The organism is Pseudomonas sp. IPO3778, from assembly GCF_013386825.1.
Taxonomy (GTDB): Bacteria; Pseudomonadota; Gammaproteobacteria; order Pseudomonadales; family Pseudomonadaceae; genus Aquipseudomonas.
Genome location: NZ_JACARC010000037.1, coordinates 140,747 through 156,010, shown reverse-complemented (window position 1 = coordinate 156,010; position 15,264 = coordinate 140,747). Strand labels below are relative to the sequence as shown.

13 protein-coding genes are annotated in these 15,264 nt (G+C 62.8%); 6 read left to right on the top strand and 7 right to left on the bottom strand.

Annotated features, from left to right (window positions below; all coding sequences use genetic code 11):
• Positions 1 to 33 precede the first annotated feature (33 nt).
• Positions 34 to 1,878 (bottom strand): sigma-54-dependent Fis family transcriptional regulator, encoded by a 1,845-nt coding sequence (locus tag HX855_RS19050; RefSeq protein ID WP_177088211.1) that lies wholly within the window; start codon positions 1,876 to 1,878, stop codon positions 34 to 36.
• A 338-nt stretch (positions 1,879 to 2,216) separates the two neighbouring features.
• Here HX855_RS19050 and HX855_RS19045 point away from each other — a divergent pair, with 338 nt between their 5' ends.
• The 6 genes from HX855_RS19045 to HX855_RS19020 are packed head-to-tail and all read left to right on the top strand — an operon-like array spanning position 2,217 to position 8,143.
• Entirely contained in the window at positions 2,217 to 3,311 is a 1,095-nt protein-coding gene (locus HX855_RS19045) for an ABC transporter ATP-binding protein (RefSeq protein ID WP_177088209.1), read from the top strand.
• Positions 3,311 to 4,408, top strand: a complete 1,098-nt coding sequence (locus HX855_RS19040; RefSeq protein ID WP_177088207.1) for an ABC transporter ATP-binding protein — start codon at positions 3,311 to 3,313, stop codon at positions 4,406 to 4,408. Before HX855_RS19045 ends, HX855_RS19040 begins: the two co-directional genes overlap by 1 nt.
• A complete protein-coding gene (locus HX855_RS19035; protein ID WP_177088205.1) occupies positions 4,405 to 5,271 on the top strand; it encodes a carbohydrate ABC transporter permease in 867 nt (288 codons plus the stop codon). Before HX855_RS19040 ends, HX855_RS19035 begins: the two co-directional genes overlap by 4 nt.
• A gap of 10 nt (positions 5,272 to 5,281) precedes the next feature.
• Positions 5,282 to 6,082, top strand: a complete 801-nt coding sequence (locus HX855_RS19030) for a carbohydrate ABC transporter permease (RefSeq protein ID WP_177088204.1) — start codon at positions 5,282 to 5,284, stop codon at positions 6,080 to 6,082.
• A 10-nt stretch (positions 6,083 to 6,092) separates the two neighbouring features.
• Positions 6,093 to 6,365 carry a DUF2160 domain-containing protein gene (locus HX855_RS19025; RefSeq protein WP_177088202.1) on the top strand — a complete coding sequence of 91 codons (273 nt, stop codon included), beginning with the start codon at positions 6,093 to 6,095 and terminating at the stop codon, positions 6,363 to 6,365.
• 35 nt (positions 6,366 to 6,400) lie between these two features.
• A complete protein-coding gene (locus HX855_RS19020) occupies positions 6,401 to 8,143 on the top strand; it encodes an ABC transporter substrate-binding protein (protein WP_177088200.1) in 1,743 nt (580 codons plus the stop codon).
• Between the two features lie 172 nt (positions 8,144 to 8,315).
• On the opposite strand, the gene HX855_RS19015 is transcribed toward HX855_RS19020, so the two are convergent.
• The 6 genes from HX855_RS19015 to HX855_RS18990 are packed head-to-tail and all read right to left on the bottom strand — an operon-like array spanning position 8,316 to position 15,161.
• Positions 8,316 to 9,956, bottom strand: coding sequence for a BatD family protein (locus HX855_RS19015; protein WP_177088198.1), 1,641 nt, complete (start codon positions 9,954 to 9,956; stop codon positions 8,316 to 8,318).
• The gene (locus HX855_RS19010) at positions 9,953 to 11,695 is read right to left on the bottom strand and encodes a tetratricopeptide repeat protein (protein WP_177088196.1); all 1,743 of its coding nucleotides are present in this window, start codon (positions 11,693 to 11,695) and stop codon (positions 9,953 to 9,955) included. Before HX855_RS19010 ends, HX855_RS19015 begins: the two co-directional genes overlap by 4 nt.
• Positions 11,692 to 12,780 (bottom strand): VWA domain-containing protein, encoded by a 1,089-nt coding sequence (locus HX855_RS19005; protein WP_177088194.1) that lies wholly within the window; start codon positions 12,778 to 12,780, stop codon positions 11,692 to 11,694. Before HX855_RS19005 ends, HX855_RS19010 begins: the two co-directional genes overlap by 4 nt.
• Entirely contained in the window at positions 12,773 to 13,267 is a 495-nt protein-coding gene (locus HX855_RS19000) for a DUF4381 domain-containing protein (RefSeq protein WP_177088192.1), read from the bottom strand. Before HX855_RS19000 ends, HX855_RS19005 begins: the two co-directional genes overlap by 8 nt.
• A complete protein-coding gene (locus HX855_RS18995) occupies positions 13,264 to 14,196 on the bottom strand; it encodes a DUF58 domain-containing protein (protein ID WP_003218540.1) in 933 nt (310 codons plus the stop codon). Before HX855_RS18995 ends, HX855_RS19000 begins: the two co-directional genes overlap by 4 nt.
• Before the next feature lie 5 nt (positions 14,197 to 14,201).
• The gene (locus HX855_RS18990) at positions 14,202 to 15,161 is read right to left on the bottom strand and encodes a MoxR family ATPase (RefSeq protein WP_003218556.1); all 960 of its coding nucleotides are present in this window, start codon (positions 15,159 to 15,161) and stop codon (positions 14,202 to 14,204) included.
• Positions 15,162 to 15,264 lie beyond the last annotated feature (103 nt).

The following is a 15,264-nucleotide window of genomic DNA, read 5'->3' as shown; positions in this document are numbered from 1 at the left end:
TCCGCCATCGCAGGCAAGCCAGCTCCCACAGGTTTAACCGTGCCCCTGACTAGAATCCCCGTTTTGCCGCAGGCGCTTGTACAGCGTATTACGGCTAACCCCCAACTCCCGGGCCAGGTGCGAGATATTGCCGCCCACCGCCTTCAGCCGTTGGGCCAGGTCCAGGCTGTCATCCAGTCTTTCGCCCTGTGGCTCCGGCACCACCCCATTCAAATCCACAAAAAAATCATCCGGCAGATGCTCCGCCCGAATCGGCTGCTCTTCCGCCATCGCCAGCGCCACCTGCAACACGCTGCTGACCTGTCTTAAATTCCCCGGCCATGGATGTTGCTCAAACAGCGCCATCACCTCATGACTCAACCCGGCCCACTGCGTCGGTTCCCGATGCTGTTGCCACAGTTGCTTGAACAGTGCCTGTTTATCCGTGCGCTCCCGTAGCGGCGGCAGTTCCAGGGTCAGGCCGCCGATGCGGTAATACAGGTCTTCGCGAAAACGCCCGAGCTGCACCTGTTCCCGCAGTGAGCGGTTGGTGGCGGAGATGATCCGCAAATCCACCGGGAACAACTCGCTGCTGCCCACCGGCTGAACACAGCGTTCCTGCAACACCCGCAGCAGCCGGGCCTGGGTGGGCAGCGGCATGTCGCCGATTTCGTCGAGAAACAACGTGCCTTTGTCGGCCTTGCGGATCAGGCCGATGCTGCCTTTCTGGTTGGCGCCAGTGAACGCGCCTTTTTCGTAGCCAAACAGTTCCGATTCCACCAGTTCGGCGGGGATCGCCGCGCAGTTGACCGCGATAAACGCCTGTTGGCTGCGGGAACTGGCCTGGTGCAGGGCTTTGACGAAGACTTCCTTGCCCACCCCGGTTTCACCGTGGATCAGCAACGGGATGTCTTTTTCCAGCAGGCGCTCGGCCTGGCGCACGGCCTTTTCCACCCGGGCGTCGCCAAAGTGCAGGGTCTTGAGGTTGATGGCCGTGGGGGCGGGTTCGCTGGGTTTCTGGGTTTCCATAAACACGCGGGCCTGCACCGGCGCCTGCTTCGGGCGTTTCAACAGGCACTGGAAACGGTTTCGCCCCGCGGCTTGCAGCGAGAAGGGCAGGCCTTCGGGCTGGTTGAGCAGCTCCAGCAGTGACACCTTGAACAGGCTGTCGATCAGTACCCGCGACAGGCTGATACCCAGCAGATTGTCTGCCCGGCGATTGGCCGACAGCACCTGGCCGCTTTCATCAAAGATCAGCAAGCCCGCCCATTGGCTATCCAGGTTGTTCAACCCGGTGTTGAACGTCAGCTGGAAATGCTCACCGCGAAACAGGTTGAGGATCAGCCGGTTCTCCACGGTCTGGCTCATCATCTTGACCATGCCGAGGGTGTGGGAGGGCGGCAGGTAGCTGTCACTGGACACATCCAGCACCGCGATGATTTCCCGCTGGGCATCGAAGATCGGCGCCGCCGAGCCGGTCATGAAACGGTTGGCCTTGAGGAAGTGTTCGTCGTGTTCGATATGCACCGCCTGGGCACAGGCCAGCGCCGTGCCGATGGCGTTGGTGCCGCTTGCGCGCTCCATCCAGCTGGCCCCGGCGCTGAAACCCCGGGCCAGTTTGGGTTCGATAAAGCGTTGAGTGCCCCAGGAGGTCAGCACCTGGCCCTGGTTGTCGGCGAGCATGATCAGGCAGTTGGAATTGCTGAGAATATTTTCGTAGTAGGGCAGCACTTCCTGATGGGTGGTTTGCACGAGGGAATGCTGGCTTTCCAGCAACTGGCTAACACCGTCTGCGGGCAGTTGATCGAAGCTCGGCGTGCTCTGGTGATCCAGCCCATAGGCGCGGCAGCGGCGCCAGGAGTCCTGGATGATGGCATCGTGCGCCAGCGGTGTGCTCATGGCGGTGACCCTTGTTTTATTGTTGTTCTGGGTTCTATCTCTACCTATGTAGGAGCGAGCTTGCTCGCGAAGAACGTCAACGATAACGCGCCCATCCAGAATGAACGCGGCGCCCTGAAGTTCTTCGCGAGCAAGCTCGCTCCGACACAAAGTGTTGTTCAGAACTGTTCATTGTCAACCCACCACGTGTTCAGTTGTTCAGGCCGGCCTGTTCATTTCTGTTCAGAGGTGAACCGCCTTTTTGCCTAACCCGTTGACCCGCCTGGGTTTTGGGTTTTTGGCACGGAACTCGCTCTGTGCTCTTGCCAGAACCATTCCAATAATAAAAAGGTCGTGTCATGTCATTGACCCTGGAGCACGTCACTCGCGTTGTCGAAGGCCAGACCTGGATCGACGACGCCAGCCTGCGTTTCGAAGCCGGTTCCTTCAATGTATTGCTGGGCCGCACGCTGTCCGGCAAGACCAGCCTGATGCGCCTGATGGCCGGCCTGGACAAGCCCGACAGCGGGCGCATCCTGATGAACGGCGTCGATGTCACCCACAAACCGGTGCGTTTGCGCAACGTGTCGATGGTCTATCAGCAGTTCATCAATTACCCGACCATGACCGTGTTCGAGAACATCGCCTCGCCGCTGCGCCAGGCCGGTGTGTCGGCCGAGCAGATCCAGAGCAAGGTTCTCGAAACCGCCCGGATGTTGCGCATCGAGAAATTCCTCCAGCGTCACCCCCTGGAACTCTCGGGCGGCCAACAGCAGCGCACCGCCATGGCCCGAGCGCTGGTCAAGGACGCCGAGCTGATCCTGTTCGACGAGCCCCTGGTAAACCTGGACTACAAACTGCGGGAAGAACTGCGTCAGGAAATGCGCGAGCTGTTCAAGGCGCGCCACACCATTGCGATCTACGCCACCACCGAACCCAACGAAGCCCTGGCCCTGGGCGGCACCACCACCATTCTCCATGAGGGCCGGGTGATCCAGAGCGGCAAGGCCGCCGAGGTCTATCACCAGCCGCAGACCGTGCTGGCCGCCGAGCTGTTTTCCGAGCCGCCGATCAACCTGATGCCCGGGCGCATCAGCGGCAATGAAGTGAGCTTTGCCAACGTTGTGCACTTCCCGCTGAACGTCGACCTGCGGCCCATCGGCGAGGGCGAGTTTCGCTTTGGCGTGCGGCCCAGCCATATCAGCCTGGTGCCCAGCAACGATGACGACCTGGAGTTGGCGGTGACCGTGGAAGTCGCCGAGATCAGCGGCTCGGAAACCTTCCTGCATGTGCGCAGCGAACACTTCCTGCTGGTGCTGCATTTGCCCGGCGTGCATGAGTACGACGTCGACGCGCCGATCCGCATCTATATCCCTACCCACAAATTGTTTGTGTTCGATGGCCAGGGACGCCTGGTCCAGGCCCCGGGTCGACGTGTTGCGAGGGTTGCCTGATGGCCGAGATCCATTTGCAGAACCTGGCCCACAGCTACAGCGCAAAGCCCGCTGGCCCCGAGGACTACGCGATTCGCGAGATGAACCACATCTGGGAGCAGGGTGGCGCCTACGCCTTGCTTGGGCCCTCGGGCTGCGGCAAGTCGACCTTGCTGAATATCATTTCCGGCCTGCTCAGCCCGTCCGAAGGCCAGGTGCTGTTCGATGCCAAGGTGGTCAACGAGCTGACCCCGGAAAAACGCAACATCGCCCAGGTGTTCCAGTTCCCGGTGGTGTACGACACCATGACGGTGTTCGACAACCTGGCTTTCCCGCTGCGCAACCAGGGCATGGCCGAGGCGAAGGTGCACAGCAAGGTGCAGGAAATCGCCGAGGTGCTCGACCTGCAAAACCTGCTGGGCAAAAAGGCCCGCAACCTCACCGCCGATGAAAAACAGAAAGTCTCCATGGGCCGCGGGCTGGTGCGTGATGACGTGTCGGCGATCCTGTTCGACGAACCACTGACGGTGATCGACCCGCACCTGAAGTGGAAGCTGCGGCGCAAGCTCAAGCAGATTCACGAGCAGTTCAACATCACCATGGTCTACGTCACCCACGACCAGTTGGAAGCCTCGACCTTCGCCGACAAGATCGCGGTGATGTACGGCGGGCAGATCGTGCAGTTCGGCACGCCACGGGAATTGTTCGAGCGGCCAAGCCACACCTTTGTCGGCTATTTCATCGGTAGCCCGGGGATGAATCTGATTGAGGTGCAGGCCGAGGCGGGCGGTGTGCGCTTTGCCGGCACGCATCTGGCGTTGCCCGAGGCGTTGCAGCAGCGCATTGGCGAAACACCCTACAAGAAACTGCAGGTGGGCATCCGCCCGGAATTTATCCATGTGTGGGATGAGCACAATCCCGACGCGTTGCAGGCGCAAGTCACCCATGTGGAAGACCTCGGCACCTACAAGATCATGACCCTCAACCTCGACGGCGCACCGCTGAAAGTGCGCCTGGCGGAAGACAAGCCGGTGCCCGAGGGCCATGCGTCCATCAGCTTTCCGGGGCAATGGCTGATGCTGTATGCCGATGACTACCTGCTGGAGGTGCAGCCATGAACAAGGTGCAGAACAACAAGGCCTGGTGGCTGGTATTGCCGGTGTTTTTGCTGGTGGCCTTCAGTGCGGTGATCCCGATGATGACCGTGGTCAACTACTCGGTGCAGGACATCTTCGATCAGTCCAGCCGCTACTTTGTCGGCGCCGACTGGTACAAACAGGTGCTGCTGGACCCGCGCCTGCATGACTCGCTGTTGCGCCAGTTCATCTATTCCGCGTGCGTGCTGCTGATCGAAATTCCCTTAGGGATTGCCATCGCCCTGACCATGCCCACCAAGGGTCGCTGGTCCTCGCTGGTGTTGATCGTGATGGCGATTCCGCTGCTGATCCCGTGGAACGTGGTGGGCACCATCTGGCAGATCTTCGGCCGCGCCGACATTGGCCTGCTGGGTTCAACGCTCAACGCGATGGGCATCAGCTACAACTACGCAGCCAACACCATGGACGCCTGGGTCACGGTGCTGGTGATGGACGTGTGGCACTGGACGTCCCTGGTGGCGCTCCTGTGTTTCTCGGGGCTGCGGGCGATCCCGGATGTGTACTACCAGGCGGCGCGGATTGATCGGGCCTCCAGTTGGGCAGTGTTCCGACATATCCAGCTGCCGAAGCTGAAAAGCGTGCTGCTGATCGCGGTGATGCTGCGCTTCATGGACAGTTTCATGATCTACACCGAACCGTTTGTGCTGACGGGGGGCGGGCCGGGGAATTCCACCACCTTCCTCAGCCAGACGCTCACCCAGATGGCTGTAGGGCAATTCGACCTGGGCCCGGCGGCGGCGTTTTCACTGGTGTACTTCCTGATCATCCTGTTGGTGTCCTGGCTGTTCTACACCGCCATGACCCACTCCGACGCCAACCGCTGAGGCCGCCAACATGCGCAAGCGCAAGCTGATCCCGCTGCTGGTCTACATCCTGTTCCTGCTGGTGCCGATCTACTGGCTGCTGAACATGTCCTTCAAGAGCAACACCGAAATCCTCGGTGGCCTGACCCTGTTTCCCCAGGACTTTACCTTCGCCAACTACAAGGTGATTTTCACCGACCCGAGTTGGTACACCGGCTACCTCAACTCGCTGTATTACGTGAGCCTCAACACCGTTATTTCCCTGAGTGTGGCGCTGCCTGCGGCCTACGCGTTTTCGCGCTACCGCTTCCTCGGTGACAAGCACCTGTTTTTCTGGCTGCTGACCAACCGCATGGCACCGCCGGCGGTGTTTTTGCTGCCGTTTTTCCAGCTGTATTCCTCCATTGGCCTGTTCGATACCCATATCGCCGTGGCCCTGGCCCATTGCCTGTTCAACGTGCCGCTGGCGGTGTGGATTCTGGAAGGCTTCATGTCCGGTGTGCCCAAAGAAATCGACGAAACCGCCTACATCGACGGGTACAGCTTCCCCAAGTTTTTCCTGAAAATTTTCATCCCGCTGATTGGCTCGGGGATCGGCGTCACGGCGTTTTTCTGCTTCATGTTTTCCTGGGTCGAACTCCTGCTGGCCCGCACGCTGACCTCGGTGAACGCCAAGCCCATCGCTGCAGTGATGACCCGCACGGTGTCCGCCTCCGGCATCGACTGGGGCGTGCTGGCGGCGGCGGGGGTGTTGACCATCCTGCCGGGCATGCTGGTGATCTGGTTTGTTCGCAACCACGTGGCCAAGGGCTTTGCCCTGGGCCGGGTCTGAGGAGTCGATGATGGAATGGATGGCCTGGACCACCCCGACTGCACTGTTCTTTGTCGCCATCGGCCTGCTGCTGGCGGGCATGACGACCTGGGAATTGCGCTCGCCGAGTATCCCCCGGCGCGGCGTGTTACCGATCAGCACCACCCGTGGTGATCGCTTGTTTATCGGTCTTCTCGGCAGCGCCTACCTGCATTTGTTGGTGATCGGCGTAACCGGCTGGAGCATCTGGGTGGCGTCCGCGCTGTCTCTGGTGTGGCTGTTGTCTGTGATGCGCTGGGGCTAGTTGCCCCTTTTGAACCCCAAAACCAGGAGGTCTCTATGTTCGATAAAAACAATAAGCTGCGACATAGCATTTCATTGGCGGCCGTGCTGGCGCTCAGCGGGCTCAGTGCTGCGGCCTGGGCCGATGCCTATGAAGACGCTGCGAAAAAATGGATCGGCAGTGAGTTCAAACCGTCGACCCTCACCGAAGCCCAACAGCTCGAAGAGCTGAAGTGGTTTATCAAGGCCGCGGAGCCTTTTCGCGGGATGAAGATCAACGTGGTGTCGGAAACCCTCACCACCCACGAATATGAATCCAAGGTGCTGGCCAAGGCCTTCAGCGAAATCACCGGGATCAAGCTGACCCACGACTTGCTGCAGGAAGGCGACGTGGTGGAAAAGCTGCAAACCCAGATGCAGTCCGACAAGAATATCTATGACGGCTGGGTCAACGATTCCGACTTGATCGGTACGCACTTTCGCTATGGCAAGACCGAATCCATCACCGACCTGATGGCCAACGAAGGCAAGAACTTCACGTCGCCCACCCTGGACATCAAGGACTTCATCGGGATCTCGTTCACCACCGCGCCGGACGGCAAGATCTACCAATTGCCCGACCAGCAGTTCGCCAACCTGTACTGGTTCCGCGCCGACTGGTTCGAACGGCCGGACCTGAAGGCCAAGTTCAAAGAGAAATACGGTTATGAACTCGGCGTGCCGGTGAACTGGTCAGCCTACGAAGACATCGCCAAATTCTTCAGTGAAGACGTCAAGGAAATCGACGGCAAGCGCGTCTACGGGCACATGGACTACGGCAAGAAAGACCCGTCCCTGGGCTGGCGTTTCACCGATGCCTGGTTCTCCATGGCCGGCGGCGGCGACAAGGGCCTACCCAACGGCTTGCCGGTGGACGAGTGGGGCATTCGCGTGGAGGACTGCCACCCGGTGGGTTCCAGCGTGAGCCGTGGTGGCGACACCAACGGCCCTGCGGCGGTGTATGCCACGCAGAAATACGTGGATTGGATGAAAGCCTACGCGCCACCGGAAGCGGCGGGCATGACCTTCTCCGAATCCGGGCCGGTGCCGTCCCAGGGCAACATCGCCCAGCAGATCTTCTGGTACACCGCGTTTACCGCCGACATGACCAAGCCGGGCCTGCCGGTGGTGAACGCCGACGGCACGCCGAAATGGCGCATGGCGCCATCGCCGGTCGGGCCGTATTGGGAGAAAGGCATGAAGAAGGGCTATCAGGACGTGGGTTCCTGGACCTTCCTCAAGTCGACGCCCGAGAAGCAGAAACTCGCGGCCTGGCTGTACGCGCAGTTCGTGACCTCGAAAACCGTGTCGCTGAAGAAAACCATCGTGGGCCTGACGCCGATTCGTGAATCCGACATCAACTCCCAGGCCATGACTGACCTGGCGCCGAAACTCGGTGGCCTGGTGGAGTTCTACCGCAGCCCGGCCCGGGTGGAGTGGACCCCGACCGGCACCAACGTGCCGGACTATCCACGGTTGGCGCAATTGTGGTGGAGCCATATTTCGGAAGCGGCCAGCGGCGAAAAAACGCCGCAACAGGCGCTGGATGGGTTGGCCAAGGACCAGGATGCGATCATGACGCGCCTGGAACGCTCCAAGGTGCAGCCGATTTGCGGGCCTAAGATGAACGAGGAGCGGGACGCGCAGTACTGGTTTGACCAGCCGGGTGCGCCGAAGCCGAAGCTGGCGAATGAGAAGCCACAGGGTGAGACGGTCAGCTATAACGAGATGGTTAAGTCGTGGGAGGCGGCGCGCAAATAACCCAAACGCAGCAGATCAAAATGTGGGAGCCAGGTTTGTGTGGGAGCCGGGCTTGCCCGCGATGGCATCCCCTCGGTCTATCAGCCAGACCGCGGTGGTGCCATCGCAGGCAAGCCAGCTCCCACATAAGCCCGGTTCCCACATTTGCTTCGTGGTGTTTCTGAGAGGGGGGCTACTTGGGATACAGCGGCGGCAAGCTGGTGCTGTCCCCCGCAGGGTCCTGCTCACGCTCCGCCATCGGAATCGCCTTCACCGCCCGCCACAATTCCTCACCCTGCCAATACTGCCCACTCTCGCTGTACAGCGCGCCATTCAACCCGTCCAATGCATCCGACAGCGGCACAAACCGCGCGGCCATGTCGGCCAGGGTCTCCGGCTGTTGCCGGGCCCAGGCATCCAGTGCCTGGCGCGTGGCTTGCGGGTCGTTGGCCTGGCTCGCCCGTTTGAGGTCGTCCAGCAAGGTACGCGGGCTCGGGCCGGTTTGCGCGGCCCGCAGGATCGCCGGCTGCCAGCGTGCACGCCACCACAAACCGAAGCCCAGCAGGGTGGTGCAGGCCAGGATCAGGCTGGTCAGTTGCCAGATCCACAGGCTGTCGTTGTCCGGCGCGGTGATTACGGTGGGGCTGGCCGGTGTGTCCACGATCAGGCTCGGGTTGGTCGCCACTTGCAGGGTGCGGGCCGGGAGGCTGGTGCGTTCCAGGTGGTCTTCGTGGGTGTTCCACCACACCACTTCCACCGGCGGCAGTTCGAGTGGGCCGACGCGGTTGGGCACCAGGGCTTCGCGGTCTTCACGGCTGCCGATCAGGCCGCGGTCGTTGTTCTGGTTGCTCAGCACCGGCTGGTCCGGGTAGCGGCGCAGGCCGGGGATGTCGCTCAGCGCCAGGGGCGGCAGTTGTGCGCCGGCCAGGCCTTCGGCTTTCAGGGTCAGGCTGCGGGTCAGGGAGTCGCCGACCTGCACGTGATCCGGCTCAGGGTTCCAGGCTTCAGTTAAGGTCAGGCTGCGGGCCGGCAACCAGGGGGCGTCTGCCGGGTACAGCGCAGGCTTGGCCTTGACCGTCAGTGACAGCTCCGGCGAGCTGACGTGGATCAGCTTGCCGGGCTTGGAGCCTTGAGGGTTGTTGTCCTGGGCGGGACGTGGCTCCGCCAGGGTGGCGCTGAAGATCTGCGGCGGGATCGTCAGCGTGCCGCTGTGCTGCGGGTAGATGGCATAGCGGGTTTCGATCACGCCATGGCGGATGCCGTTGATGACTTTTTCGTAGGTGCGCGACTCGCCCAGTTGCTCGATGCGCGTGTCGGCGATCTGCAACGGCGTGAGGCTGCTGTCGTCATACAGCGACACCGAGTGGTAGACGCGCACGGTCAGCAGCGCCTGGGCCTGGACGTAGACGCTGTCTTGATCAAGGTTGGTTTCGATAAACACCGGGGCCAGTTGGGTCTCGGTGTTCTGGCTGACGGTTTCCACCACTTGCAAGGTGATCGGCTGGGTCTTGAGTTCGCCGATCTGCAACGGCGGAATCACCACGGTACCGTTTTCCTTGGGCAGCAGGGTGATGATCCAGCGGGTGGTGGCGTGGTTGTCGCCGGCCAGCGTGGTGAGCTGGTTGATCTGGCGGGTGCCGCTTACTTCAAACAGCGGGTCCAGGGGCGCCAGGTCCGGTTTGCCGAACAGCGTGACGTCGTTGGACTCCACCGTCAGTTCCACCGTCTCCCCGGAGTTGATGCGGCTGCGGTCGACACTGGCCACCAGGCCGGCGGCCTGGGCCTGGCTGGCCCACAACGCGAGGGTGAGAAGAAGGGCGGTGCAGCGGTTCATCGAGTCTTGTCCTGATGTTGTTGCTGTTCGTACCAGAATTTGCGTCGCAGCAGCTCGCCGGGGTTGTCCGGGATCTGCCGCAGCCATTGTTCCAGGGCCTGGCGCTGTTCGCCTTCGATCGTGCCGTCGGCGGGGCGCAGGGGCGGCGTGGTGGTTTGCTCATCACCCAACTCGCTGCCGGGTACCTCGTTACTGCCGGCGTGGGGTGTGGCGCCGGTTTGGGTATCGGTCGTACCGGGCTGGCCCTGGCCTTGGGACGTCTGCTCGCCACCGGTGGCGGCTTGGCTGTTGGCGCCCGGTTGCGCAGTCTGGCCGGGTTGGGTGGTTTCGTCATCCTCGTTTTTTGCAGGCTTGGCCGGCTCGGTTTTTTCCGGCTCCTGCTGCATCAGGCTTTCCACCAGGGCTTTGTTCTTCAGTGCCGGCTGCAAGTCGGGCTGGGCTTCCAGGGCCTGTTCGTAGGCGTCGATCGCCGCTTCCAGTTCGCCGCTTTTGGCCAGGGCATTGCCTCGATTGTAGTGGGAATAGGCGTCGCTGCCTTCGGCAAAACGCTTGGCGGCTTCGGCGTAGTTACCCGCTTCATACAGCGCGACGCCTTGCCATTGCGGGTCTTCAAAATGTTCGGCAGCCTCGGCCGGGCGTTTTTGCTTCAGCAGCAATTGGCCCTGTTGGTCCGGGCGCAGCCACAGGTCCTGGAAGTCGAACGCATAGCTGGGCTGTGGCGCGCCCAACAGCAGTAACGGCAAGAAGAACAGCCAGCCGCGGCGCCCGGCGCAGGCGGCCAGCAGCAACAGCGGCAAGAGCAGCCAATAACCCTGGTCGGCCCAGGTGTCGAGGTGCAGCAGTTGGCCGTCATTGCGCAGGCTTTGCGGGCCGTCCAGCAGGCCGAGGTGGCGCAGGTCCTTGTCGTCCAGGCGGGCCTGGCGGTAGCGGCCGCCCATTTCGCTGGCGAAGGCCTTGAGCGTCGGGCTGTCGAGGCGCGGTACGAGGATCGCACCCTGGGCGTCCTTGAGGAATTCGCCGCTTTCCTGGGTCACCGGCGTGCCTTCGCGGCTGCCGATGCCGAGGATCGACAAGGTCGGCGCCTGGCTGCCTTGCAACTGCAGGCGGATGCCCTGGCGCTCCTGCTTGGACAGCGACGAGCCAATCAGCAGCAGGCGGCCCTGGCCGAGGCCGCCATGCTTGAGCAGGCCCAGGGCTTTTTCCACGGCGAGGTCCGCGCGATGGCCGGGCTCAGGCATGATCGAAGGGCGCAGGGCCTCCAGCAGGTTATGGCTGGTGGCCAGGTCGTCCGAGAGCGGCACCAGGGTGTGGGCGCTGCCGGCGTAGACCACGATGGCGGTCTGCGCATCGCTGCGGGCCTGGAGCAGGTCGAACAGCTTGCGCCGCGCCTGTTCGAGGCGGCTGGGCGGGCTGTCGGTGGCGAGCATTTCCGGGGTCAGTTCCAGCAGCACCACCAGCGGGTCGGCGGGTTTCTGGCTGGGTTGTTCGACGCGTTCCCAACTCGGGCCCAGCAACGCCAGCACGGCCAGCAGCCAGGCGATGCCCAGCACCACCCACGGCGATTTGCTTTCCCGGCCACTGCCGCCGCTGAGCAGCGCGGCATGGAAGGCCTGTGGCAGGATCATCTGCCAGCGCCCGGCGCGTTTCTGCCGGTGCCACAACTGCCACAGCAGCCAGCCGAGCAGGGGCAGCAGCAACAGCCACCAGGGACGGAACCAGTGCGGCCACAGGGCGATCATCGACGCCTCCGCAAACGCAGGCGTTTCAGGCGTTCGCGCCATTCGGGGTTGGGTTGCAGGAAACGGCCCTTGCTTGAGAGTTTGTTGAACAGGCGTTGCAGGGCGTTATCCGGCCAGCGTTCCTGGATCACCAGCAGCATGCTGAGGATCAGTGCCAACGCCAGCGGCGCGCTGTACAGCGCCTGGGCGGGGCGGGCCTGGGTCGGTTGCTGGGCCACGGGTTCAAGCTGATCGAGGGTTTCCTTGATCTTCAGCAATTCATTGCCGTCGCGGGCGCGGAAGTAGCGGCCACCGGTGGCTTCGGCGATGGCCTTGAGGGCCGGCTCGTCGAGGTCCAGGCTCGGGTTGACGCCGAGGATGCCCAGGGAACCGGTTTGCTCGGGGTCTGCGCCGATGCCGATCGGGTAGATTTTTACGCCTTCCTCGGCGGCCAGGCGGGCGGCGGTCAGCGGGTCGATTTGGCCGGCATTGTTGGCACCGTCGGTGATCAGGATCAGCACCCGGCTTTGCGCAGGGCGCTGACGCAGGCGCTTGAGGGCCAGGCCGATGGCGTCACCAATCGCGGTATTTTTACCGGCGATGCCAATGCGGGCCTCATCGAGCCAGGTACGCACGGTGCGTCGGTCAAACGTCAGGGGTGCTTGCAGATAAGCCTGGCTACCGAACAGGATCAAGCCTACGCGGTCACCTTCACGACTTTCCAGGAAGTCCCCCAGCAGGTGCTTGACCAGGCTCAGGCGGCTGACGTCCTCGTCCTGCCACTGCATGTCGGGGAAGTCCATCGAGCCGGAGACGTCCACCGCCACCAGCAAATCTCGGCCACTGGCAGCAATGGGCAGCGGTTCGCCGAGCCATTCCGGGCGGGCAGCGGCGGTTAACAGCAACAGCCACAGGAACACGAACGGCGCTTGCTGGCGCCAGCCCGGCAGGTTGACCCGCGCACGGCGACGGGCGAGGCCTTCGAGGTCGCTCAGGAAGCTGACTTTCAACGCCGGCTCGCCGCTGTCGGCCACCGGCAAGACGACCCGCAGCAACCACGGCAAGGGCAACAGGGCAAAGATCCACGGCCAGGCGAACTCAAACATGTTTGCGAATCCAGGTGTCGACGGCCTGGGTCAGGCCGGCGATGGCCTTGTCGTCGAGTTTGCATTCGGGCTTGTAGGCGCCTTCCACCAGCACCATCCAGCGGGTCAGGCCGGCGGCGGGGCAACGGTTGTCGAGGAACGCCAGCCATTTGCGACCGTTGAGGGTATGACTCTGGCTGTAGGGATAGTCGTTGCGGCACAGGCGTTTAAGCAGGCCGTTGAGTTGTTGCAGCCAGGCACCGGCCGGCGCGCCGTCATAGGGTTTGGGCATCAAGGCCAGCTCGGCGAGGGCGGCGATGCGCAACGGGTCCAGGGGTTGTTCGGCACGGGCCAGCGGGCGTTTGGCCGGCAGGAAGCGTCGCAGCCACCACAGGCCCCAGCCCGCCAGCGGGAGGATCAGCAGCAACAGCCACCAACCCGGCGCCGGCGGCCAGAAGCCGATCACCGGCGGGGCGATCAAGGGTTGCAGTTGGTCGAGGCTGCTCATTGCTTTTTAACCGGGCGTTGCGGGTTCAGGTATTCGCGCAGTTGCTCGACCATTTCACCCTGGGTGCTCAAAGGCATCAACAGCACCCGCAGCTTTTGCGCGAGCAGTTCCCAGCGGGCGCTGCGGGCTTCGGCCTGGGCTTTGTAGGCCTGGCGCAGGTCAAAATTCAGGGTGTCCAGTTCCAGCTGCGCGCCTCTTTCCGCGAAACGCAACAGCCCGGCGGCAGGCAGGGCGTGGTCCAGCGGGTCGGAGACCGGCAACAGCAGCAGGTCGCAATGCCGCGATAGCAGGCTCAACTGTTGCTCGGCGCCTTCGGTCAGGGCGCGCTCGTCGCAGATCACAATCACTAGGCTGCCCGGGCGCAGCACTTCCCGGGCCCGGCGCAAGGCCATGCCGAGGGCGTCGGCTTCCGGGCGACGTTCGGTGTTGAGGCTCTGGTTGACCCGCACCAGGCGGTTGAGCAGTTGCAGCAGGCTTTGTTTGCTGCGACGGGGTTTGATTTCGTAGTGCTCGCTGTCGCCGAACACCAGGCCGCCGACCCGGTCGTTGTGACCCAGCGCTGCCCAGCCGATCAGGCTCGCCGCCTGGGCTGCCAGCACCGACTTGAACATCTGCCCCGAGCCGAAAAACAGCCGGCAGCTTTGTTCCACCATAATAAAGATCGGCCGTTCGCGCTCTTCATGGAACAGCTTGGTATGGGGCTCCTGGGTGCGTGCGGTGACGCGCCAGTCGATGGTGCGTACGTCGTCGCCGGCCTGGTACACCCGCACCTGGTCGAAGTCGACCCCGCGCCCGCGCAGTTTCGAGTGGTGCAGGCCGATCAGCGGGCTGCGCTGGCTCGGCGTGGAAAACAGCTGCACTTCCCGCACGCGATGGCGCATCTCGATCAATTCGCTCAGGGTGACACGGGTTCCATCGCCGGCATTCATGGGCGTCAAGCGACGGCAACGACGTCGAGAATGCGTTGCACCACGCGGTCCTGGTCGATGCCGGCGGCTTCCGCCTCAAACGACAGAATGATGCGGTGGCGCAGCACGTCGAACAGCACCGCCTGGATGTCTTCCGGGCTGACGAAGTCGCGACCGGCCAGCCAGGCGTGTGCCCGGGCGCAGCGGTCCAGGGCAATCGAGCCACGGGGACTGGCGCCGTAGGCAATCCACTCGGCCATTTCCGGGTCGAACTTGGCCGGGGTGCGGGTGGCCATGACCAGTTGCACCAGGTATTCCTCCACCGCGTCGGCCATGTACAGGCCGAGGATTTCCTTGCGGGCGGCAAAGATCGCCTGCTGGCTGACCCGGCGCTCGGGCTTGGTCTCGCCGTTGAGGGCTTCGCCACGGGCCTGCTGCAGGATGCGGCGCTCGACGGCGGCATCGGGGAAGCCGATTTTCACGTGCATCAGGAAGCGGTCGAGCTGGGCTTCGGGCAACGGGTAGGTGCCTTCCTGCTCGATCGGGTTTTGCGTGGCCATTACCAGGAACAATGGCGACAGCTCATAGGTACTGCGCCCCACACTGACCTGGCGTTCGGCCATGGCTTCGAGCAAGGCCGACTGCACCTTGGCCGGGGCGCGGTTGATTTCGTCCGCCAGCACCAGGTTGTGGAAGATCGGGCCTTGCTGGAACACGAAGCTGCCGGTTTCCGGACGATAGATCTCGGTGCCGGTGATGTCGGCGGGCAGCAGGTCGGGGGTGAACTGGATGCGATGGAACTGTGCTTCGATCCCTTCGGCAAGCTCCTTGATGGCCTTGGTCTTGGCCAGGCCGGGAGCGCCTTCAACCAGCATATGGCCATCGGCGAGCAGCGCAATGAGCAAGCGCTCGATGAGTTTTTCCTGGCCGAGAATCTGCGTTGAAAGAAAGGTTCGCAGCGCAAGCAGCGCTTCACGATGTTCCATCGATGACGGTTCCTGGAGAGGTGAGACTGGGCATTGCGAAAAATGCCAGGCCTGGGGGCGTTACTTTAATGCATCGGAGGGGGTGGAGACTAACGGCGCGGGG

Excerpts from the sequence above, each read along its gene's own strand:
- HX855_RS19010 (WP_177088196.1), bottom strand. The coding sequence starts at position 11,695 with ATGATCGCCCTGTGGCCGCACTGGTTCCGTCCCTGGTGGCTGTTGCTG.
- HX855_RS19035 (WP_177088205.1), top strand. The coding sequence starts at position 4,405 with ATGAACAAGGTGCAGAACAACAAGGCCTGGTGGCTGGTATTGCCGGTG.
- HX855_RS19040 (WP_177088207.1), top strand. The coding sequence starts at position 3,311 with ATGGCCGAGATCCATTTGCAGAACCTGGCCCACAGCTACAGCGCAAAG.
- HX855_RS19045 (WP_177088209.1), top strand. The coding sequence starts at position 2,217 with ATGTCATTGACCCTGGAGCACGTCACTCGCGTTGTCGAAGGCCAGACC.
- HX855_RS18990 (WP_003218556.1), bottom strand. The coding sequence starts at position 15,161 with ATGGAACATCGTGAAGCGCTGCTTGCGCTGCGAACCTTTCTTTCAACG.
- HX855_RS18995 (WP_003218540.1), bottom strand. The coding sequence starts at position 14,196 with ATGAATGCCGGCGATGGAACCCGTGTCACCCTGAGCGAATTGATCGAG.
- HX855_RS19000 (WP_177088192.1), bottom strand. The coding sequence starts at position 13,267 with ATGAGCAGCCTCGACCAACTGCAACCCTTGATCGCCCCGCCGGTGATC.
- HX855_RS19020 (WP_177088200.1), top strand. The coding sequence starts at position 6,401 with ATGTTCGATAAAAACAATAAGCTGCGACATAGCATTTCATTGGCGGCC.
- HX855_RS19025 (WP_177088202.1), top strand. The coding sequence starts at position 6,093 with ATGGAATGGATGGCCTGGACCACCCCGACTGCACTGTTCTTTGTCGCC.
- HX855_RS19030 (WP_177088204.1), top strand. The coding sequence starts at position 5,282 with ATGCGCAAGCGCAAGCTGATCCCGCTGCTGGTCTACATCCTGTTCCTG.
- HX855_RS19005 (WP_177088194.1), bottom strand. The coding sequence starts at position 12,780 with ATGTTTGAGTTCGCCTGGCCGTGGATCTTTGCCCTGTTGCCCTTGCCG.
- HX855_RS19050 (WP_177088211.1), bottom strand. The coding sequence starts at position 1,878 with ATGAGCACACCGCTGGCGCACGATGCCATCATCCAGGACTCCTGGCGC.
- HX855_RS19015 (WP_177088198.1), bottom strand. The coding sequence starts at position 9,956 with ATGAACCGCTGCACCGCCCTTCTTCTCACCCTCGCGTTGTGGGCCAGC.